Origin of the sequence: Novosphingobium album (ex Liu et al. 2023), from assembly GCF_029076845.1 — a bacterium.
Lineage (GTDB): Bacteria > Pseudomonadota > Alphaproteobacteria > Sphingomonadales > Sphingomonadaceae > Novosphingobium.
In genome coordinates, this window is record NZ_JARESE010000020.1 from 95,219 (window position 1) to 116,951 (window position 21,733).

18 protein-coding genes are annotated in these 21,733 nt (G+C 67.8%); 8 read left to right on the forward strand and 10 right to left on the reverse strand.

The window, feature by feature from the left end; translation table 11 throughout:
- Positions 1-37 precede the first annotated feature (37 nt).
- Positions 38-1,438, forward strand: coding sequence for a sugar transferase (locus tag PYV00_RS08100; protein ID WP_275227777.1), 1,401 nt, complete (start codon positions 38-40; stop codon positions 1,436-1,438).
- Between the two features lie 44 nt (positions 1,439-1,482).
- On the opposite strand, the gene lptA is transcribed toward PYV00_RS08100, so the two are convergent.
- Genes lptA through PYV00_RS08115 form a run of 3 tightly spaced genes read right to left on the reverse strand, consistent with a single transcriptional unit; the run spans position 1,483 to position 3,258 of the window.
- Positions 1,483-1,983 (reverse strand): lipopolysaccharide transport periplasmic protein LptA, encoded by a 501-nt coding sequence (lptA, locus tag PYV00_RS08105; RefSeq protein ID WP_275227778.1) that lies wholly within the window; start codon positions 1,981-1,983, stop codon positions 1,483-1,485.
- Complete coding sequence (gene lptC / locus PYV00_RS08110; RefSeq protein WP_275227779.1) at positions 1,980-2,627, reverse strand: LPS export ABC transporter periplasmic protein LptC; 648 nt, start codon at positions 2,625-2,627, stop codon at positions 1,980-1,982. The genes lptA and lptC overlap by 4 nt, the downstream gene beginning before the upstream one ends.
- Positions 2,628-2,634: 7 nt before the next feature.
- Positions 2,635-3,258, reverse strand: a complete 624-nt coding sequence (locus PYV00_RS08115) for a ribonuclease D (RefSeq protein ID WP_275227780.1) — start codon at positions 3,256-3,258, stop codon at positions 2,635-2,637.
- 52 nt (positions 3,259-3,310) lie between these two features.
- Between PYV00_RS08115 and ung the strand changes: the two genes are divergently transcribed.
- Positions 3,311-4,006 (forward strand): uracil-DNA glycosylase, encoded by a 696-nt coding sequence (ung, locus tag PYV00_RS08120; protein WP_275227781.1) that lies wholly within the window; start codon positions 3,311-3,313, stop codon positions 4,004-4,006.
- Between the two features lie 72 nt (positions 4,007-4,078).
- On the opposite strand, the gene PYV00_RS08125 is transcribed toward ung, so the two are convergent.
- The 6 genes from PYV00_RS08125 to PYV00_RS08150 form a co-directional block, all read right to left on the reverse strand.
- A complete protein-coding gene (locus PYV00_RS08125) occupies positions 4,079-4,387 on the reverse strand; it encodes a putative quinol monooxygenase (RefSeq protein WP_275227782.1) in 309 nt (102 codons plus the stop codon).
- A 120-nt stretch (positions 4,388-4,507) separates the two neighbouring features.
- The gene (locus PYV00_RS08130; protein WP_275227783.1) at positions 4,508-6,304 is read right to left on the reverse strand and encodes a methyl-accepting chemotaxis protein; all 1,797 of its coding nucleotides are present in this window, start codon (positions 6,302-6,304) and stop codon (positions 4,508-4,510) included.
- A gap of 203 nt (positions 6,305-6,507) precedes the next feature.
- Positions 6,508-7,938 (reverse strand): glutamate synthase subunit beta, encoded by a 1,431-nt coding sequence (locus PYV00_RS08135; protein WP_275227784.1) that lies wholly within the window; start codon positions 7,936-7,938, stop codon positions 6,508-6,510.
- A 12-nt stretch (positions 7,939-7,950) separates the two neighbouring features.
- On the reverse strand, positions 7,951-12,588 hold the full coding sequence (gltB, locus tag PYV00_RS08140; RefSeq protein ID WP_275227785.1) for a glutamate synthase large subunit: 4,638 nt from the start codon (positions 12,586-12,588) through the stop codon (positions 7,951-7,953).
- A gap of 289 nt (positions 12,589-12,877) precedes the next feature.
- Positions 12,878-14,758, reverse strand: a complete 1,881-nt coding sequence (locus PYV00_RS08145) for a hypothetical protein (protein WP_275227786.1) — start codon at positions 14,756-14,758, stop codon at positions 12,878-12,880.
- A 42-nt stretch (positions 14,759-14,800) separates the two neighbouring features.
- Entirely contained in the window at positions 14,801-16,042 is a 1,242-nt protein-coding gene (locus PYV00_RS08150) for a TIGR04063 family PEP-CTERM/XrtA system glycosyltransferase (RefSeq protein ID WP_275227787.1), read from the reverse strand.
- A gap of 53 nt (positions 16,043-16,095) precedes the next feature.
- Here PYV00_RS08150 and PYV00_RS08155 point away from each other — a divergent pair, with 53 nt between their 5' ends.
- The 5 genes from PYV00_RS08155 to ctrA all read left to right on the forward strand — a co-directional run bounded on the left by PYV00_RS08155 (position 16,096) and on the right by ctrA (position 20,416).
- Positions 16,096-16,296, forward strand: a complete 201-nt coding sequence (locus tag PYV00_RS08155) for a hypothetical protein (RefSeq protein ID WP_275227788.1) — start codon at positions 16,096-16,098, stop codon at positions 16,294-16,296.
- On the forward strand, positions 16,289-17,659 hold the full coding sequence (locus PYV00_RS08160; RefSeq protein WP_275227789.1) for a DUF5935 domain-containing protein: 1,371 nt from the start codon (positions 16,289-16,291) through the stop codon (positions 17,657-17,659). The genes PYV00_RS08155 and PYV00_RS08160 overlap by 8 nt, the downstream gene beginning before the upstream one ends.
- 120 nt (positions 17,660-17,779) lie before the next feature.
- The gene (locus tag PYV00_RS08165) at positions 17,780-18,955 is read left to right on the forward strand and encodes an acetyl-CoA C-acyltransferase (RefSeq protein ID WP_275227790.1); all 1,176 of its coding nucleotides are present in this window, start codon (positions 17,780-17,782) and stop codon (positions 18,953-18,955) included.
- A gap of 5 nt (positions 18,956-18,960) precedes the next feature.
- Complete coding sequence (locus tag PYV00_RS08170) at positions 18,961-19,560, forward strand: DUF4126 domain-containing protein (RefSeq protein ID WP_275227791.1); 600 nt, start codon at positions 18,961-18,963, stop codon at positions 19,558-19,560.
- Positions 19,561-19,720: 160 nt separating this feature from the next.
- Complete coding sequence (gene ctrA / locus PYV00_RS08175) at positions 19,721-20,416, forward strand: response regulator transcription factor CtrA (RefSeq protein WP_275227792.1); 696 nt, start codon at positions 19,721-19,723, stop codon at positions 20,414-20,416.
- Positions 20,417-20,568: 152 nt separating this feature from the next.
- Here the strand turns inward: ctrA and PYV00_RS08180 are convergent, their stop codons facing one another.
- A complete protein-coding gene (locus PYV00_RS08180; protein WP_275227793.1) occupies positions 20,569-20,766 on the reverse strand; it encodes a hypothetical protein in 198 nt (65 codons plus the stop codon).
- Positions 20,767-20,970: 204 nt separating this feature from the next.
- Here PYV00_RS08180 and trmB point away from each other — a divergent pair, with 204 nt between their 5' ends.
- Positions 20,971-21,699 (forward strand): tRNA (guanine(46)-N(7))-methyltransferase TrmB, encoded by a 729-nt coding sequence (gene trmB, locus PYV00_RS08185; RefSeq protein ID WP_275227794.1) that lies wholly within the window; start codon positions 20,971-20,973, stop codon positions 21,697-21,699.
- Positions 21,700-21,733: the final 34 nt, after the last annotated feature.

The window sequence follows — 21,733 nt, forward strand, 5'->3', positions numbered from 1 at the left end:
TGGCGGCATCGTCACGGTGGCAGGGAGCACGAATGAGGTGAATGCGCCCTTCGCGGTCCGATCCTCCTTACGGATCAGGGCCGTTTCGGATGAATTGCTGGTGGCGCCGTCGCTGGAGCGCAGGCGCCTGCAATGCTATCTGGCGCTGATGCTGGGCGACATGGTCGCCATGCTGTGCGGCTTCGGCACCGCCGGCTATCTCTATCGCGGCTACGAAGGCTGGTTCGATGCGCTGACGCGCGGCCAGGTGCTGCTGCCGATCTTCCTCACCGTCGCGCTCTACAACGGTTCCTACTCCACCGCGGCGCTGCGCGAGAGCTGGATCGGCATCATGCGCGTGCAGCTTGCCCTGGTGCTCTCGTTCGCGGCGGTGATCTTCGTCGCCTTCTTCACCAAGTCGGCCGACGAGTTCTCGCGCGCCAGCTTCGCCAGCGGCGCGATCGCCACCAGCTTCCTGCTGCTCTGGGCGCGGCTGCAGATGCGCGCGGTGGTGCGCTGGCGCTGCGGCGAGAACGTGACCAACGAACTGGTGATCGACGATGGCGGCCCCAGGATCGAGATCAAGGGCGTGATCCGCGTGTCCGCCGCGGCCATGGGCCTCAAGCCCAATGTCAACGATCCCCACGCGCTCGACCGGCTGGGGCTGGTGCTGCGCAATATCGACCGGGTGATCGTCAGTTGCCCGCACGATCGCCGCGCCGACTGGGCACTGATGCTCAAGGGCGCGAACGTCGATGGCGAAGTGCTGGACGATGAAGTGGCGCGGCTGGGCGCGCAGGGCGCGCGCGTCGCCGGTGGCCACGGCCTGCTGCTGATCTCCGCCGGCCCGCTTGGCCTGCGCGACCGCGCGATCAAGCGCCTGTTCGACGTGACGTTCGCCGGCTGCGCGATCGTGGCGCTTTCGCCGCTGCTGCTGCTGACCGCGCTGGCGGTGAAGCTTGGCGATGGCGGCCCGGTGTTCTTCGTCCAGCGCCGCATGGGCCGGGGCAACCGCTTTTTCGACATGTACAAGTTTCGCAGCATGACGGTCGCCCAGGCGGACAGCGACGGCAATGTCTCCGCCTCGAAGGGCGATCAGCGCGTCACGCGGGTCGGCCGGTTCATCCGTTCGACCAGCATCGACGAGCTGCCGCAGCTGTTCAACGTGCTGATCGGCGACATGAGCCTGGTGGGCCCGCGCCCGCACGCGATCGGCTCGCAGGCCGGCTCCAAGCTCTTCTGGGAAGTGGACTTGCGCTACTGGCAGCGCCATTGCCTGAAACCGGGGCTGAGCGGGCTGGCCCAGATCCGCGGCTTTCGCGGCGCGACCGACAGCGAATCGGATCTGATCAGCCGGCTGCAATCCGATCTGGAATACCTGGAAGGCTGGACGATCCTGCGCGATATCAAGATCGTGCTGCTGACGATGCGCGTGCTGGTGCATCACCGCGCGTTCTGACCGGCCGTCGCCGGCTGGCGAAAGCCCCCCCCCGACGGAAGCGCTCAGTTCTTCTTCTTGGGAACGTTGAACGTGCCCGAAACGCGGCCTTCGGCGGCGGAGACCCCGCTGTTGAGATCGATCACGAAGCGATTGCCGCGCAGCGTGTCGCCCCCGCGCGTCAGCGTCGCGTTGCCGACCATGGTGATGATCCGCTTGTTGAAATCGTAGATCGCGACATCGCCCGTCGCCCGCTGGTCGTTGCGCGTGACGACCACGCCGCCCGTCGCGGTGACGCGCTCGATATCCTGCGAGCCGGCGCTCGACAGCGCGACGATCGTGCGCTGCGCGCGCAGCCGCAGCTCGCCCTGCCGGATATCGACATTGCCCGACAGGACAACGCGATCCTGCCGGTCCTGCAATTCGATGCGATCGGCTCCGAAGTCGACCGGGGCGTCGCTGTCATGGCCTGAGAAAGTCTGCGCGCCCAGCTGCTGCCATCCCGCGAATGCGGCGGCGGCGACGAAGGGCGCGACAAGCGCGAGCCGCAGGCGGCGAGGGGTCATTGCGGTATCCTCAGCTTGCCCGGCGTCATGCGCAGCCGGGCGTTGCCTTCAAGGCTGATGGTGCGCGTTTCCAGATCGACGGCGATCCGGTCGGCGCGGAAAGTGCCGGTCTGCACCGTGCCCGAAACCCCGCCCGAGCCCACCGCCGAACGGTTCTTGAGATCGATATCCACGTTTTGCGTCACCATGCGGTAGCCATCGGGCGCGGTGAAATTGACCGGGCCGGATACCGCCAGCCTGTCTGTATCGATGTTGTAGGCGCCTTGCGGCGCGCGAATCTCGCCCGGCCCGTCGTTCAGCTTCATCTGCGCGACAAGATCGTTCATCGTCACGACCGGCACGCTGGCCGTCTGCTGCACCGCGCTGCCGGCGGTGACGACGAATGGGCGCCCCTTGGCGTCCTGCCCGCGATAGGCCGCGCTATCCACCTTGATCCGTTCATTGGTCACGGCCACCTTGTTGCGATCGAGCAGGAAGCTGATCTCGCCACGCGGGCTGAGCGGTGAAAGGATCATCACCGCCGCGATCAGCCCGATGCCGGCGGGCAGCGCCCGGGCGAGAAAGCCCACCAGCCGATCGTGCGATCCGCCAGGCGCGGCAAAGTGCCGGCGCCGGTTGCGGATCTGCGTGGCTTCGAGCGACATCGCCGGCTCAGGCGGATTCGTGGCTGAAGATATCGTGCTCGGGCCAGCCGGCCAGATCCAGCCGCGCCCGCGCGGGCAGGAAATCGAAGCAGGCCTGCGCCAGTTCGGTGCGTCCTTCGCGCGCCAGCCGCTCCACCAGGATCGCGTGCATCGCGTGGAGATAGCGCACGTCGGACGCGGCATATTCACGCTGCGGCTCGGAAAGCTCGGCCGCGCCCCAGTCGCTCGATTGCTGCTGCTTGGAGATTTCCTTGCCCAGCAGCTCGCGCACCAGGTCCTTCAGGCCATGCCGATCGGTGTAAGTGCGCACCAGCTTGCTGGCGATCTTGGTGCAGAACACCGGCGCGGCGGTGACGCCCAGGTAATGTTCGATCGCCGCCAGATCGAATCGGGCGAAGTGATAGAGCTTGATCCGCGCGGGATCGGCCAGCACCGCCTTGAGATTCGGCGCGGCGAACGCGCTGCCCGGCGCGAAGCGGACGAGATGCTCATCGCCCTTTCCGTCGGAGATCTGCACCAGGCAGAGCCGGTCACGCGGGGTGATAAGCCCCATCGTCTCGGTATCAACCGCGACGGGCCCCGGCGCAAGCACGCCTTCGGGGAGATCTTCTTCGTGGAGATAGACAGCCATGCTGCCGAAATGCTTAGGGACTGGGCCAGGATTTCGCAATGGGCGGCAGGCGATGAACGAAACTGCGAACGCAAGCCCGGTACCGCCAAGCTGGCAGCCGGCACTGCACCCGGTGCTCGACGGGCGCGAGGCACGCAAGCTGGGCGGCTTTCTCAAGGCGCAGGAAGCGGCCGGCAAGCAGATCTATCCCCCGCGCGGCGCCCGCCTGCGCGCGCTGGAGCTGACCCCGCTCGACACGGTGAAGGTCGTGATCCTCGGGCAAGACCCCTATCACGGGCCCGGACAGGCGCATGGCCTGGCGTTTTCCGTGCCGGACGGCGTGAAAATCCCGCCCTCGCTGCTCAACATCTACAAGGAGCTGGAAAGCGATTGCGGCATCACCCGCCCGACGCACGGCAATCTGGAACATTGGGCCCGGCAAGGCGTGCTGCTGCTCAACAACGCGCTGACAGTGGAGGCCGGGCAAGCCGGATCGCACCAGAACCTGGGCTGGGAAGCGATCACCGATGCCGCCGTCGCCGCTGTCGCGGCCGGGCCGCAAGCCTGCGTGTTCATGCTGTGGGGCAGCCATGCGCGCCGCAAGGCGGAGCGCGTGCCCGGCCTCCATGCCGAACACCACCTCGTCCTCACCGCGCCGCACCCCAGCCCGCTTTCGGCCCATTCGGGCTTCTTCGGCTGCCGGCATTTCAGCCAGGCCAACCGCTTCCTCGAAGCCCACGGGCGCCAGCCGATCGACTGGCAGCCGTGAAGCCGGCCAGCGCGCCGCTTGGAGCGTGATCGTCTTGGGTTGATGCGCCGCGATGCGAAACGGCGGGTCGCTCTAGGCCGAAGGCCCGGCGATCGGCGCATCCATCTCGTAATGGCTCATCCCGCCACCCACGGTGAGATCGCCGAACGCGGCGCGGAACTGGCCGAAAGCGTCCAGCGCGCGGGCGGCCATGTGCGCGTCCATCGATGTCCACACCACGTTGAACGTGAACTTGCCGGGGTTCTCCACGCCGCGCCCGAAGCTGACCGAAACCACGCCTTCGCAAGTGGCCAGATGGGCAAGGCCGGTTTCGCGCATGGCCCTGGCGAATTCCTCTTCCGCGCCGGGGCGCACTTCGATCTCGGCAATTTCCAGCAGCATCGCACGCTCTCCCTGATCGCGGAACCGTGCCTGTCTCGCGGCTGGGCCCGCCTGCGTCAAGCGGCGGCACGCCCGGCCGGGCGGCGCGATGCCGGGTAATCGCTCCCGCGGTGGGCCGGTTCAGGCAGCCGCGCTGAACGAGGCCGGGGCGGGCTCGGCGCCCACGGCGGTCTGCCGGCGCAAGGCGCGCGCGTTCGGCCCGTCGGGCCGGGTATCGCGCTCGCGCGTGCGGAAGGTGGAAACCAGTTGCGACAGGCCCATCGCCTCTTGCTCCAGCCGGCGCGTGGCCGCCGTGGTCTGCTCGACCATGGCCGCGTTGCGCTGGGTGGTAAGGTCCATTTCGCGGACGGCGGAATTGACCTGGTTGAGGTTCTGCGCCTGATCGTCGGTCGAAGCGGCCATGCTGGCGACGAGCGCGTGCACCGCGCCCACTTGCGCGACGATCGCGGTCAGCTTCTCGCCCGTCTGGCCGACCAGTTCGACACCGGCCCCGACCTGGGTGGAGCTGTTGAGGATCAGCGCCTTGATGTCCTGCGCCGCGTCGGCCGAGCGCTGGGCCAGCGCGCGCACTTCATTGGCGACGACGGCAAAGCCCTTGCCGGCATCGCCCGCGCGCGCCGCTTCCACCCCGGCGTTCAGCGCCAGCAGGTTGGTCTGGAACGCGATGCCGTCGATCACGTTGATGATCTTTGAGATTTCCTGCGCGGATTGTTCGATCGCGGCCATCGCCTCGATCGCGCGGTGCACCACTTCGCCGCCCTCGGTCGCCTGGCGGTGGGCCTGCGCGATCGCCTCCTGCGCCTCGTCCGCGCTGCCCGATGCGGCATCGACGCGCCCCGTCACCATTTCCATGGCGGCGGCCGTCTCCTCAAGGTTGGCGGCCTGCTGCTCGTTGCGGATCGCCAGATCATCGGACGCGGCGCGGATCTCGACCACGCTGGCCATCACGCCGGCCGCGCCGACACGCACCGTGCCCAGCGCCTGCATCAGCGCGTCGAGCGCCTGATTGAAATTCGCCCGTACCGCCTCATAGCTTTCGGGAAAGGGCTGATCGAGCCGGAATTCGAGATCCTTGGCGGCAAGCTTGCCCAGCCCCACCGACAGCGCCTCGACCACCTCGCGCTGCGCCTGTTCGAAATCGCGCTGGGCCAGGCCGGCCCGGCGGAACACGTCCATCGATCGCGCCATCCTGCCCAGTTCGTCCTCGCGATCGAGGCCCGCGATGGCGATCGCGTAATCGCCGCTGGCCAGGCTGCCGATGGCATCCGATGCCACCCCCAGCGGCGCCACGATCCGGCGCTGGATCAGCCAGGCGGCCAGTTGCAGGGCCGCGACCAGCAGCAGCGCGATCGCCCCGCTGGCGGCCAGGCACAGGAACACCACGCGCCGGTCGCTGGCCAGTTCGGCCTCGCTATAGGCACGCGACATCTCCACCAGCTTGACCACTTCATCATGCTGCTGGTGGTAAAGCGGCGTCAGGATGCGACGATGAATGTCGCGGATCGCCGCGCCATCGCCCGCGCGGACCGCGGGCGTGAAGCGGGTGTCGACCGCGCGCCAGAATGCGTCCGCCTTGCCCAGCACCCGATCGAGCCGGGCCTGCACTTGCGGCGGCATCGGCGTTTGCCGCCAATAGGCCTGCCGATCGCGAAATTCCTGATGCAAGGCATCCAGCGCGCGCAGCTCCTCGCCCGCGGAGGCGGGATCATCGGCGATCAGCGTCGCGTGCAGGTAGGGTTCGACCACGAAAGCGGGCGGCGGCAGGATATCGGCCAGCATCTCGTCCTGCAGCGCGTGCTTGCGCTGGATCGGGCCGCCGAAGCGGATCTGGGAAATGACGAAGCCCGTCAGCACGACCGCCATGATGACAAGCGCGCCCAGCACGCGGCCGCCGGTTCGGGTCTGGTCCTTGATCATCGCGGCACGGCATCCTTTCGCGGGGCGAGTTCCGAAGGAATGCCGCTTTAGCCGCCGATTGATGAAGATCGGCGCAGGATGGAGCCACGGGGGTTCCAGTAGCCGGGCATTCACCCCCGTGGAACCGATCGCGCCGCGCCCAACGGGAAAGGGGCGCGCCTTGCGGCAACGCCCCCTGGTTCATCCCTATGTGGTCCGAAGGCTCAGCGCGGCAGTTCGCTGACGCCCATCAGCGCTTCGTCCACCGCGCGGGCGCACTGGCGACCTTCGCGGATCGCCCAGACGACCAGGCTCTGCCCCCGGCGCATATCGCCGCACGCGAAGATCTGCTCGTCGCTCGACTGGTACTTGTCGGTGTCCGCCTTGACGTTGCCGCGCGGGTCCAGCTCGACGCCGGCCTGTTCGAGCAGGCCCTTGCGCGGGCTGACGAAGCCCATGGCCAGCAGGATGAGATCGGCCTTGAGCGTGAATTCGCTGCCCGGCACTTCCTGCATCTTGCCGTCCTGCCATTCGACGCGGACGCATTCCAGACCCTTGACGTCGTTCTCGCCGACCACGCGCTTGGTCAGTACCGCCCAGTCGCGCGTCACGCCTTCCTCATGGCTGGTCGAGGTGCGCAGCTTGAGCGGCCAGTTCGGCCAGGACAGCGCCTTGTTTTCCTTTTCCGGCGGCCTGGGCATGATCTCAAGCTGCGTGACCGAAGCCGCGCCCTGGCGGTTCGACGTGCCGACGCAGTCAGACCCGGTATCGCCGCCGCCGATGACGATGACATGCTTGCCCGTGGCGGTGATCGAACCGCGCGGCGCGGCGCGCAGTTCGTCATCGCCGGCATTGCGCTTGTTCTGCTGCATCAGGAATTCCATCGCCAGCCGCACGCTGGGCAGCTCGGCACCCGGAATTTCCAGCCGCCGCGCTTCCTCGGCACCGCCGGCGAAGACGATCGCGTCGAAATTCTCCTTGAGCGAGTTCACCGAGATCGACACGCCCACCTCGACCGAGGTGCGGAATTCGACGCCTTCGGCCTCCATCTGCACCGCGCGGCGGTTGATCAGGTGCTTTTCCATCTTGAAGTCGGGAATGCCGTAGCGCAGCAGGCCACCGACCCGATCGTTCTTCTCGAACACGGTGACGAGATGGCCGGCACGCGCGAGCTGCTGCGCGCAGGCCATGCCGGCGGGCCCCGAGCCGACCACCGCGACCGACTTGCCGCTGCGCTGCGCGGGCACTTGCGGCGTGATCCAGCCGCGCTGCCAGCCGCGATCGACAATGGCGCATTCGATCGACTTGATCGTCACCGGCTGGTCGATGATGTTGAGCGTGCAGGCCGCCTCGCACGGCGCAGGGCAGACCCGGCCGGTGAATTCGGGGAAATTGTTGGTCGAATGCAGCACTTCCAGCGCGTTGCGGAAGTCATCCTCGTAGACTAGGTGGTTCCAGTCCGGGATGATGTTGTTGACCGGGCAGCCCGTGTGGCAATGCGGCACGCCGCAGTTCATGCAGCGCGAAGCCTGCGCGCGCAGTTCATCCGCCGACAGCGGGACGGTGAACTCCTTGTAGTGGTGCAGGCGCTCCTTCGGGTCCGCGTATGTGCGATCGTGGCGGTCGATCTCGAGAAAGCCGGTTTCCTTGCCCATCGTCGCGCCCCCTTATTCCGCGGCCACCGAAGCGGCTTCCCGCCGCTCGGCCTCGAGTTGCCTGAGCGCCTTCGCATAGTCGCGCGGCATCACCTTGACGAACTTGCCCAGTGCAGTCTCCCAGTTGTCGAGCAGGTCGCGGGCGCGCTTGCTGCCGGTGTGCAGGTGGTGGCGTTCGAGCAGAACGCGCAGGCGCTCGGCATCGTGGCGCAGCATGTCGCCCATGCCGGTATCGTTGACTCCGTTGGTCCGCTGCTGCGGCCGGCCGGCGCCGTCCTCCTCGTCGGGCCCGGCCGCGATCGCGACCAGATCGACCATCGAGAGGTTGCACAGCTTCTCGAACACGCCGTCCTCGTCATAGACATAGGCGACGCCGCCCGACATGCCCGCCGCGAAGTTGCGCCCGGTCTTGCCGAGCACCGCGACGACGCCGCCGGTCATGTATTCGCAGCCATGATCGCCGCAGCCCTCGACCACCGCGACCGCGCCCGAATTGCGCACCGCGAAGCGCTCGCCGGCAACGCCGTTGAAGAACGCCTCGCCCGCGATCGCGCCATAGAGCACGGTGTTGCCGACGATGATGTTGCTGAGCGGATCGCGATCGACATGGGTGGGCTGGCGCACGATCACCCGGCCGCCCGAAAGACCCTTGCCGACATAGTCGTTGCCGTCGCCCGTCAGGTCCAGCGTGACGCCGTGGGCCAGCCACGCGCCGAAGCTCTGGCCGGCAACGCCCGTCAGCTTCACGTTGATCGTGTTGTCGGGCAGGCCGGTGTGGCCGTAACGCTTGGCGACTTCGCCCGAAAGCATCGCGCCGACCGTGCGGTTGACGTTGATCACGCTGCGTTCGATGCGCACCGGCTGGCGGCTTTCCAGCGCCTCGGCCGAAGCGGCGATCAGCTCGTTGTCGAGCGCGTTTTCGAGGCCGTGGTCCTGCGTTTCCGACCAGTTGAGCGTCGGGCTGCCGCCCTTGTCGACCTGGTGCAGGATGCGGCTGAGGTCGATCCCCCTGGCCTTCCAGTGGGTGATCGCCTTCTTCATGTCGAGCCGGTCGACCCGGCCGACCATCTCGGCCACAGTGCGGAAGCCCAGCTCGGCCATGATCGCGCGCAGTTCCTCGGCGACGAAGAAGAAGTAGTTGACCACGTGCTCGGGCTGGCCGGTGAAGCGCGCGCGCAGCACCGGGTCCTGCGTCGCGACGCCGACCGGGCAGGTGTTGAGGTGGCACTTGCGCATCATGATGCAGCCCGCCGCGATCAGCGGCGCGGTGGCGAAGCCGATCTCGTCGGCGCCGAGCAGCAGCGCGATGGCCACGTCGCGCCCGGTGCGGATGCCGCCGTCGGCCTGCACCGCGATGCGGCTGCGCAAGTTGTTGAGCAGCAGCGTCTGCTGGGTCTCGGCCAGGCCGATCTCCCAGGGCGAACCCGCGTGCGTCAGGCTGGTCAGCGGCGAGGCACCCGTGCCGCCTTCGTAGCCGGAGATCGTCACATGATCGGCCCGCGCCTTGGAAACGCCGGCCGCGACCGTGCCGACGCCGACTTCGGACACCAGCTTGACCGAGATGCGCGCCACCGGGTTCACGTTCTTGAGATCGTGGATGAGCTGCGCCAGATCCTCGATCGAATAGATGTCGTGGTGCGGCGGCGGGCTGATCAGGCCGACGCCCGGCGTCGAATGGCGCACCTTGCCGATGGTCTTGTCCACCTTGTCGCCCGGAAGCTGGCCGCCTTCGCCAGGCTTCGCGCCCTGCGCCATCTTGATCTGGATGTCATCGGCGTTGACCAGGTATTCGGTGGTGACGCCGAACCGGCCGCTGGCCACTTGCTTGATCGCCGAGCGCATCGAATCGCCATTGGGCAGCGGGGTGAAGCGATCGACTTCCTCGCCGCCCTCGCCGGTGTTCGACTTGCCGCCGATGCGGTTCATCGCCATGGCCAGCGTGGTATGCGCCTCGCGGCTGATCGAGCCGAAGCTCATCGCGCCGGTGGCGAAACGCTTGACGATCTCGCTCGCCGGCTCGACCTCGTCGAGCGGCACCGGCTTGCCCGGAACGAATTCCATGAGGCCCCGGATCGTCAGCAGGCGTTCCGACTGGTCGTTGATCGACCGGGCGAACTCGCGGTACTTCTCGGGCAGGTTGCCGCGCACCGCGTGCTGCAGCGCGCCGATGTTCTGCGAAGTCCAGGCGTGCTCCTCGCCGCGCAGGCGCAGACCATACATGCCGCCGACATCGAGCATGTGCGCATAGATCGGGTTGTCGCCATAGGCCGCGGCGTGGCGGCGCACCGTCTCCTCGGCGATCTCGGCCAGGCCGGCGCCTTCGATCGTCGTCGCGGTGCCGCTGAAATAGGTTTCGACGAAGCGGGTGGACAGGCCCACCGCATCGAAGATCTGCGCGCCGCAATAGGACTGATAGGTGGAGATGCCCATCTTGGACATGACCTTGCGGATGCCCTTGCCGATGGCGTAGATATAGTTCTTTTCCGCGTCCCTGGCCGAAACTGGCAGGTTCTTGCGGGTGCGGATATCCTCGATCGTCTCGAAGGCGACGTAGGGATTGATCGCTTCCGCGCCATAGCCGGCCAGCGCGCAGAAATGCTGCACCTCACGCGCTTCGCCGGTTTCGACGACCAGCCCGGTCTGCATCCGCAGGCCCTGGCGGACCAGGTGGTGGTGCACAGCCGAAGTGGCCAGCAGCGCCGGCATCGGAATGCGTTCGGGCCCTTGCGCGCGATCGGACAGGATCAGGATGTTCTTGTCGGCCAGCACCGCCTCGGTCGCGGCCCAGCACATTTCCTTGATCGCCATGCCCAGCCCGGCGGCGCCGGTTTCGGCATCCCAGGTGATGTCGATCGTCTCGGTGCGGAACGCGCCATCCAGCGCCGCCTCGACCGAGCGGATCTTGGCGATATCCTCGTCGGTGAGGATCGGCTGGCTGACTTCCAGGCGCTTGTGCGCGCCCGCGTCATGCCCCAGCAGGTTGGGGCGCGGGCCGATCATCGAGACCAGGCTCATCACCAGCTCCTCGCGGATCGGGTCGATCGGCGGGTTGGTGACTTGCGCGAAGTTCTGCTTGAAATAGTCGTAGAGCAGGCGCGACTTCCTCGACAGCACCGGGATCGGCGTGTCGGTGCCCATCGACCCGATCGGATCGTCGGCGTTCAGCGCCATCGGCTCCAGGAAGCGCGAGATGTCTTCCTGCGTATAGCCGAAGGCCTGCTGGCGATCGAGCAGCGTGGTGGTGGCCACGGGCAGCTGCGCCAGTTCGGGCTCGATCACGTCGAGATCCTTGAGCATGTACTGCGCCTTGTGGAGCCACTCCTGATAAGGCTCCGCGCCGGCGAGCTGGGTCTTCAGCTCCTCGTCCTCGATGATCCGGCCCTGCTCGAAATCGATCAGCAGCATCCGGCCCGGCTGGAGGCGCCACTTGCGCACGATGTTGTCTTCCTTGATCGGCAGCACGCCGCTTTCGGAAGCCATGACGCACAAGTCGTCATCGGTGACGAGGAAGCGCGCCGGGCGCAGGCCGTTGCGGTCCAGCGTCGCGCCGATCTGGCGGCCATCGGTGAAGGCGACGGCGGCCGGGCCGTCCCACGGCTCCATCAGCGCGGCGTGGTATTCGTAGAACGCGCGGCGCTCCGGGCTCATCAGCGGGTTGCCCGCCCAGGCCTCGGGGATCAGCATCATCATCGCGTGGGCCAGCGTGTAGCCGCCCGCGACCAGCAGCTCGAACGCATTGTCGAGGCAGGCGGTGTCGGACTGGCCGTGCGGGATCAGCGGCCACATCTTGTCGAGATCGGAGCCCAGCAGCTCCGATTCCATGGTGCGGCGGCGGGCGTTCATCCAGTTCACGTTGCCGCGAACCGTGTTGATCTCGCCATTGTGCGCCATGTAGCGATAAGGGTGCGCCAGCTTCCAGCTCGGGAAAGTGTTGGTGGAAAAGCGCTGGTGCACCAGGCCGAGCGCGGACACGCATTCGGGATCGCGCAGATCCTGATAGAAGCTGCCCACCTGCGTCGCCAGCAGCAGGCCCTTGTAGACCATGGTGCGGCTGGAGAAGCTGGGCATGTAAAGCTCGTTCAGTCCGGGCAGCCCGTGCTTTTCGGCCATCTGCGCCAGCGGGTTCTGCGTCTGCTTGCGGATCGCCAGCAGCTTGCGCTCGAACGCGTCCTGATCCGCGCAGCCCGGCCCGCGCGCGACGAAGCACTGGCGGATCACCGGCATGGATTCGATCACCGCCTTGCCCAGCCCGTCGAGCGAGACCGGAACGTCGCGCCAGCCGATCAGCGTCTGGCCTTCCTTGAGGATGAACTTCTCGAAGGTTTCGATGACCAGGTTCCGGCTCGCCTCGTCCTGCGGCAGGAAGCACATGGCCACGGCGTAATCGCCCGGCTGGGGCAAGTCATGCCCGGTTTCGGCCGCCCACTTGCGAAACAATGCGTCGGGCATCTGGATCAGGATGCCGGCGCCGTCGCCCATCAGCGGATCGGCGCCCACCGCGCCGCGATGGTCCAGGTTTTTCAGGATCTCCAGCGCCTGGGCGACGATTGCGTGGCTTTTCTGTCCCTTGATGTGGGCAACAAAGCCCACGCCGCAGGAATCGTGTTCGTTGCGCGCATCGTAAAGGCCTTGGGGCTTAGGAAATCCCATCGATAAAAACCCATCCTGTTATTTGCCGGACCCCGCCCCGGCGATCGTGCCCGCGAACACGACTCGCACTGCCGCGATATGCGGTGAAACTGCCCGAACGTTTTCCATGACGATTGGACACCGTTTTTGCAACCGCGAAGGATTGCCCGGTGTACGAATGCGCTCGGAAAGTTTCGGTAATGGGAAGTATTATTGCCCGCAAGCCCGCTCAGGCATTCCGGGACGAAACGCGCGGGCGGTCCTGGCCGGGGGCCGCGATCGGCCCGAACCGGGGACGCGCGGCGCGCGGTCAGGCGGCGCCGCTCATCCGCTGCAAGGTGGCGAGCGCGGCGCGCAGGGCGCGTTCGGTCTCGCGCGCGTCGCCCGGCGAAACCGGCTGGCCGGCGGTTTCGGGCGCATCGACCGGGCGATCATTGGCCTGCGGCGCGGCATCGGGGCGCGCGAAAGGCGCGGGATGGGCCGCGTCCTCGGCGGAACTGGCCGCCGGCTGGGCGTCATCCTCCCCGGCGGGATCGGCGCCGGGCACGAACTGCTGGCGGCTCGCGGAGCCGCGCGAGAGATCGAGCAGCGAGGAATAGCCTTCCTCCAGCACGCGGTTTTCGTCTTCCAGACTGTCCTCGTCCAGCCCGTTCGCCAACGCCGAAGGCAAGGCGATATGGCGCGGCGGCACGAAGCCGGGCAGCGCATCGGCCTCGTCATCGATCGGATCGAGCGCGACCGGGCGCAGCGCGGCCGGCACGGGCGATGCCACGATGTCGTCGTGATCCTCGGGCGCGATATCCTCGGGCGCGGGCGCTTGGGCAGCGACGGGTTCGGCGACGATGGCATCGGGCTCGCCGATCCCGTCCGCTGCGTCGCCGACGGCCACGGGCCCATCCACCAGCGCATCGACCGTCACCGCTTCCACGGCGGCGGCCTGCGCGGCGCGCGCTTCGGCCAGTTCGCACATCCGCGCGCGGCGGCGTTCGAGCGACAGCGCGAGGCGTTCGAGCAGTTCGACATGCGACAGTTCGCTCAGATCGACACCGGCGATACGCTCGGCGGCGGTGCGCTCGCGCGGCGGCGTCTCGCGGCCCTCGCCGACGGCGGCCGGGCGCGCCTCATGGGTGGCGGCGGTCGCCGGGAACAGCGGCGCGGCCGGGCCGGCGACGGCGAGGCCGCTGGCGTCATCCTCGTCCTCTTCCCACCCGCTCTCGCCCAGGCGCGGCAGCAGGGTGAAGCCGGGCGCGGGCGCGCTGGACCGCGCGGCGATCTCGCGCGAATAGGCGGCGAACAGCCGGTTGTTGAGCGGAGCGGTGCTTTCCCCGGTGTCGTCGGCGATGGCGGCGGCGGGCGCGGCATCACCCTCGCCCGTCACGGGGCCAGCCGCGCGCGGCGAGGCGAACGGCGGCGAGAGCGCGCCATCGGTCGCTTCATCGCGCAACTCGTCGTCGTCCAGCGGCAGGAAGACCTGGGCATCCTCGGGCCTCGGCTCGAAACGCCGCGCCACGCCGAACGGCACAGGCTCGCCCGGCTCCGCCCAGACGGCTTCCCCGCTTGCATCATCGACTTCCACCGACTCCGGCGGCTCGGCGAAGGGATTGCCGGTATCGAACGGATCGGCCGCGACGGCGGCGGCGTCATCCGCGACCACCGCAGGCGTGGGGGCTTGCTCGAATCCATCGAGATCGAATTCGGCCACGTGGAGAATCTGCGGGGAACCGGGCAAAGGCGCGCGATCGTCAAGATCGTCGAGCAAGCCCGCCTTGTCGTCGATCGCCAGCGCGCGCCGGCGGCCGTGGACGGCGGGTTCCGCCTCCGGGGCGGGCGCGAGGCGCGAGGAGAGATCGTCCGGCACCTCGCGCGCGGGGGCGGCACTCCGGCGGCGCTCATGCGGCTGCGCGGCGGGGCGGGCGATCCGGCGTGCGAGCACGGCGCCGATCAGCGCGCCAAGGCCGGCCATGGCCACTGCCATCAGGATGCGGAACGTGCCGCCCAGCGGCGGCGCGGCCATCGGGATCACCCGATCGATGCCGAGCGTCAGGACGATGCGTTCGATCGCCACGGGGCGGATCATCATGCTGCCCAGCCCGAACAGCGCGCCGAACCACAGCGCGACGATGACCGGGAACAGCGGATGCCGGCTGATCGGTTGCTTCGCTGCCGATTTCCTGCGGTTTTGCTCGGCCAAGATCTTTCACCCCGTCTGCGGATGGCGGGTCGGCCGGTCAGCTTACGCGGCGGCTCCCACCTCAATGCGAGCCCCGGGCACTAACAGGCTTTGGTAAACGCCGAGATAACGCCGCGCGTTGACCGCCCAGTCATGGCTTGTCTCGACATGGTGGCGCCCGGCTGCGCGCCAGTCCGCCCAATGCTCGCGATGCGCCAGCAGCGAGGCGAGCGCGCCGGCGCAAGCCTCGGCACTGTCCGGCGCGAACAGCTTGCCGGTCACGCCGTCGGTCATGAGCTCGCGGTGCCCGCCGACATCGGAAGCGGCGACCAGCTTGCCTTGCGCCATGGCTTCCAGCGGCTTGAGCGGCGTGACCAGATCGGTCAGCCGGCTTTTCTTGCGCGGATAGGCCATGATATCGGCCAGCGCGTAATAGCGATCGACCTCATGGTGCGGCACCCGCCCGATGAAGCGGATCGCGGAAGCCGCCGGCGAGCGGGCGGCCTGTTCGCGCAACGCCGCCTCGCAAGGCCCGCCGCCCACCAGCAGCAGCCGCGCGTTCGGGTGATAGCGCACCAGCAGTTCCATCGCCGCGATCAGGATGTCGATGCCTTCATAGTCATAGAAGCTGCCGATGAAGCCGATCACCGGGCAAGCCGCGCCATCCGCCTCGAAGCCCAGCTCGCGCGCGAGCGCGCCGTCGCGCGGCAGCGGCTGGCCGAACAGTGCCAGATCCACCCCGTTGGGCATCACGGTGATCCGCGCCGGAGCGTTGCCGCGCGCGATCAGATCGGCGCGCAGCCCCTCGCAGATCGTCACCACCGCGTCGGCCTGGGCGACGACGTGGCTTTCGAGCTGCCGCGTCAGCCGGTATTTGAGCGAGCTGTCGCGGCTGGTGCCGTTGCCGACGGCGGCGTCTTCCCAGAAGGCGCGGATCTCATAGACCATGGGCAGCCCGCGCCGCCGCGCCACGCGCAGCGCCGCCTGGCCGCACAGCGCCGGCGAATGGGCGTGCAGGATATCGGGGCGCCAATCGGCAACCAGATCGTCGATCGCCTGCGCCATCCGGCCGATCTCGCGCCATTCGCGCAGCCCCGCCACGCCCGTGGCCCGGCCGGTGGTGCGATGGAACAGCAAGCCGTCGGCTTCCTCCACCGGCGGCCCATCCTGGGTGTGGCGCGGCCCGGTAAGCCCGCGCACTTCAAGGCCCAGCGCGGTCTGCGCTTTCATGATCGCGCGCGTGCGGAAGGTGTAGCCGCTGTGCATCGGCAGCGAGTGATCAAGGATGTGGAGTATGCGCGTCATGGGCGGATTCCTTAGCCCGGCAAGGCTTAACGCGCCGTCAACTCGCGGCGCCTATGACAAGGCCCGTGCTCGACTATTTCGCCCTTGCCCTGTCGCATGGCCTGCTGGCGCTCGCCTGCTGGCGCCTGCTGTGGCGCGACGATCTGGATCAGGAACCGGGGCGCGAGCAGCGCGAGCAGGAAGCGGGGCGCGATCGGCAGCCGGCGGCGGGCCAGCGGCCGGGCTTGCGGCAGGAGCCCGGCGGCGATGCTTGATCTCGCGCTGGCCGGCTTCTTCGCCCTGCTGCTGGCGATGGGCCTGAAGCGGCCGTTCATCTGGATTCTGTGCTACCTCTACGTCGATATCCTGTCGCCGCAGATCATTTCCTATCGCATCCTGGCCGCGCTGCCGGTCTCGCAGATCGCCTTCCTCGCCGCGTTCGGCGGCTGGCTGCTGTTCGATCGCAAGGAAGGCACGCGCTTCACCTGGCGGCAGGGGCTGATGGCGGCCTTGCTCGCCTATTGCGCCTATACCACGCTGACCGCCACTTTCGCGGCCGAGGCGGCGGAGAAATGGGCCTGGGTTTGGAAAGCGATGGTCTTCGCGATCTTCCTGCCGCTGACCCTGCGCACCCGCCTCAGGATCGAGGCGGTCGCGCTGGTCATGGTGCTGACGGCCAGCGCGCTGATCATCGACGGCGGCATCAAGACCGCGCTGGGCGGCAGCGGCTATGGCACGCTGCGCTTCTTCGTCGAGAACAACACCGGGCTTTACGAAGGCTCGATCATTTCGTGCATCGCCATCGCGATCATCCCGATCATCCTGTGGTTCTGCAAGCACGGCACGATCTATCCGCCGGACTGGCGGGTGTGGACCTTTTCCGCCGCGCTCATCTTCGCCTGCGCGCTGATCCCGGTGGGAACGCAGGCGCGCACCGGGCTGATCTGCCTGGGGCTTGTCTGCGCGCTCTATCTGCGCACGGCCAAGCACCGCGTCCTGATCCTGATCGGCATGGCGGCCGCCCTCGCGCTGGCCATGCCGTTCCTGCCGCAAAGCTTCACCGCGCGGATGAGCACGATCGAGAACCACCAGGGCGACGAATCCGCCGGCACCCGCCTTGCCGTGTGGAAATGGACACTGGGCTATGTGAAGGATCATCCGTTCGGCGGCGGCTTCGAGATCTATCTGGGCAACAAGCTGCGCTTCGAGACGGTGGACAGCCAGACCGCCGGCAGCACCACGCTGGTCGAAACCAAGGTGGTGGAGGATGCCGGCCGCGCGTTCCATTCCAGCTATTTCGAAATGCTGGGCGAACAGGGTATTCCCGGCTTCGCGATGTGGGTGCTGCTGCAGGTTTCCGGGCTGTGGCAGATGGAGCTGATCCGGCGGCGCTACAAAGCGCGCACCGGGCCCGACGAGCAATGGCAAGGGCCGCTCGCCATCGCCTTGCAGCAGGCGCACCTGGTCTATCTGGCCGGCTCGCTGTTCGTCGGCATCGCCTTCCAGCCGTTCATCCTCATGCTGATCGGCCTGCAATGCGGCCTGTGGAGCTATCTGAAACGCATCGAGGCGCCGGACATGCGCGTGGCGCGCCGCAAGCCGGTGGCCATGCGCCCGATGGGCACCATCGCTTCCTGAGAGGCTGTTGGGAAACCCGCGGAAGAGCGCATTTCTTGGCGCCGATACGCCCATCATTGCCTCTCCCCGCGCCTTGCCCCATCTACAGGGACAGGAACGGCCATAACGGGAGACAAGAGGATGCGGGATGCCGTGATCGTCGCCGCCGCGCGCACACCGATCGGTCGCGCCTACAAGGGCGCCTTCAATGCCACGCCGGCCCCCACCCTGGGCGCCTTCGCGATCACCGCCGCGCTGGAACGCGCCGGGATCGAAGGGGGCGAGGTGGACGACGTGGTCTGGGGCTGCGCGCTCCAGCAGGGCGGGCAGGCGCTCAACATTGGCCGGCTCGCGGCCTTGCGCGCCGGGCTGCCGGTGACGGTGCCGGCCATGACCATCGACCGGCAATGCTCGTCTGGCCTGATGGCCATCGCCGCCGCCTCTCACCAGGTCGTGCGCGACCGGATGGACGTGGTGATCGCCGGCGGGCAGGAATCGATCAGCACGGTGCAGACCCCCGCGTTCCGCATGGAATTCGATCCCGCGCTGATCGCGCTGCACAATGCCGCCTACATGCCGATGCTGCAGACTGCCGAAGTGGTCGCCCGCCGCTATGGCATCGCGCGCGAGGCGCAGGATGCCTATGCGCTCGGCTCGCAGCAGCGCACCGCCGCCGCGCAGGCGCAAGGCCGCTTCGCTGCCGAGATCGTGCCCGTCACCACGACGATGAAAGTCACCGACAAGGCCAGCGGCGAGACCAGCGAGCGCGAAGTCACGATCGCAAAGGACGAAGGCAACCGGCCCGACACCACGCTCGAAGGCCTGCACGCGCTCCCCCCGGTGGTTCCGGGCGGCAGCGTCACCGCCGGCAACGCCAGCCAGCTTTCCGACGGCTCGGCCGCGGTGGTGGTGATGGAAGCCGCGCTTGCGGCCCGCAAGGGGCTGGCCCCGCTGGGCCGCTTCGTCGGCATGGCGGTCGCCGGCACCGAACCCGACGAGATGGGCATCGGCCCGGTCTTCGCCATCCCCAGGCTGCTCGATCGGTTCGGCGTGGCCATGGACGATATCGGCCTGTGGGAGCTGAACGAGGCTTTCGCCGTGCAAGTGGCCTATTGCCGTGATCGGCTGGGCATTCCCGAGGACCGGCTCAATGTCGATGGCGGCGCCATCGCCATCGGCCATCCCTATGGCATGACCGGCGCGCGCTGCGCCATGCACGCGCTGATCGAGGGCAAGCGGCGCGGCGCGCGCCACGTCGTCGTCACCATGTGCATCGGCGGCGGCATGGGCGCGGCCGGGCTGTTCGAAGTGCTCTGACGCCAGTGGGCCACCCGCTCGGCATCGTCGAGATCCTGGGCCTTGCCGCCAGCCTCAGCCTGCTGTCGGGCTGGCGGCTTTACCTGTGCGTCTTCGCCACGGGGATCGCCATGCGCCTGGGGGTGCTGCCGCTGCCCGAGCATCTGGCCGCGCTGGACGTGCTGGCCAATCCCTGGGTGATCGGCGTGGCTGCCTTCGCCGCGCTATGCGAGCTGCTGGCCGACAAGATCGCCATCGTCGATACGATCTGGGACGGGGTGCACACCGTGATCCGCCCGCTGGGCGGCGCGCTGCTGACGCTGGCCATCGTCGATCCGTCCGACCCGGCGACGCAGACCATCGCCTTCCTGCTGGGCGGCGGCGCCGCGCTGCTGGCGCACGGCGGCAAGGCCGGCGCCCGCGCGGTGGTGAACACCAGCCCCGAACCGTTCAGCAACCTGGCCGTCTCCACCGTGGAAGACCTGTTCACCGGCGGCCTGCTGGTGCTTGCCTATGCCTATCCGCTGGCCGCCGCCGGCGTGGCGCTGGTCCTGCTGGCGCTGGCGATCGGGCTGCTGCTGGCCGCGCGCAAATGGCTGCGGCGCCTTGCCGGCCGGCAACCATAAACGCGATAACTCCATTGTGGAATTATCCGCGAATCAGGCACCTGCGAAGCTTTACACAAAATTAACCTTTAAGTTTCATAAGCCATATGGTTAATAGGCGGCAATATCCCTGCGAGCGGGGATGGCGTCGCCGGACTTCGGGGCAAAGGGGGAAACCCACATGCGCGTGCTGTTGATCGAGGACGAACCCACCACGGCGAGGGCTATCGAGCTCATGCTGACGGCGGAAGGCTTCAATGTCTATTCCACGGATCTGGGCGAGGAAGGTCTCGATCTCGGCAAGCTCTATGATTACGATATCATCCTGCTCGACCTGAACCTTCCTGACATGCATGGTTACGATGTGCTCAAGAAGCTGCGCGTCGCCAAGGTGCAGACGCCGGTTCTGATCCTTTCGGGCATCTCGGAAATGGATTCCAAGGTCCGCAGCTTCGGCTTCGGGGCCGACGACTATGTGACCAAGCCGTTCCACCGCGAGGAACTGGTCGCGCGCATCCACGCCGTCGTCCGCCGTTCCAAGGGACATTCGCAATCGGTCATCCGCACCGGCAAGCTGGTCGTCAATCTCGATGCCAAGACGGTCGAGGTCGATGGCGCGCGCGTGCACCTGACCGGCAAGGAATACGCGATGCTGGAACTGCTCTCGCTGCGCAAGGGCACCACGCTGACCAAGGAAATGTTCCTGAACCACCTTTACGGCGGCATGGACGAGCCAGAGCTCAAGATCATCGACGTGTTCATCTGCAAGCTGCGCAAGAAGCTCAGCCACGCCTGCGGCGGCGCCAACTATATCGAGACGGTCTGGGGCCGCGGCTATGTGCTGCGCGATCCCGACGAACAGGCCGAGGCGGCCTGAGGCCTTTTCGTCTGCTGCGTTAAATCCACTGACGTGGCAGCGGGTCGGTGCCGCTTCGATTCAGCCTCGCAGAATCGCCTTCCAGCTACCCGAAATGGCCCGCCTGAAACGGCGGGCCAGGTTCGTTGCGGCCTTGGTGCGGTGCGAACCGCCTACTTCGCGGCCTTGCCCGACGAGCGCTTGGGCTTGCCGGGGGCGGTCTCGGCTTGCTCGCCTTCGCCCTTGGTCATGGCTTCCAGCGCGCGTTCGGGGGACTGGAACACGTCCTCGCCCTTGGCGCGCTTGCCGATCGAATAGCGGTAGATGACATAGGCCGAAGCGCCGCCGATGGCCCATCGCAGCAATTTCATGGATCGTTTCCTTTCTTGTGACGACCTCGCTGGGATCCGCTTTGGCGCGAGATGCTTTCAAATGAAACCCTTTCACGCCGCAAAGGGTTCCGGCATCAACAATTACGTGATCTTGCGGAGCCTCCCTTGCCGGCCGGGCGCGGCCCGCTTCGCGCTTCTCCGCCCGGTTGACCGGCGCGCCCGCGCCTGCCATCGCGCCGCGCCATGACCGCGAACAAACCCGGCGATCCGACCACGCTCAACCGCCTTTACGGCCGCGCCAAGGGCAAGACCCTGCGCGCCGGCCAGCAGGCGCTGGTCGATACCCTGCTGCCCCGGATCGCCGTGCCCACCGACGGCCCCGTCACCGCCGAGCGCCTGTTCGGCGCGCCGCGCCCGCTCCATTTCGAGATCGGCTTCGGCGGCGGCGAGCACATGGCCGCCCGCGCCGACATGCTGCCCGATCACGGCTTCATCGGCTGTGAACCCTTCGTCAACGGCGTGGCCCAGGCGCTGGTCCATGTTGCCGGCGGGGATTCGGGCGCGAGGGGAGGCACGCACCCGCCGCTCGGCAACGTGCGCATCCATCACGGCGACGCGCTGGACGTGCTGGCGCGCGTGCCCGACGGCGCGTTGTCGTTCCTCTATCTGCTCCACCCCGACCCCTGGCCCAAGGCCCGGCACGCCAAGCGGCGGATGATGAACGACGGCCCCGTCCGCCTGTTCGCCGCCAAGCTGCGGCCGGGCGGCGAATTCCGCTTCGGCACCGACCATCCGGTCTACCTGCGTCACGCGCTGATGGTCATGCGCCGCAACCGCGACCTGTTCGACTGGCTGTGCGACAAGCCGGCCGACTTCCTCACCCGGCCCGGCGGCTGGCCCGAAACCCGCTACGAGGCCAAGGCCCGCAAGCTCGGCCACGAGGTGTGGTACTTTCGATACCGGCGCCGGTAGAGGCTGAACAGAGCGGCGCCGGCCGGGTCATCGC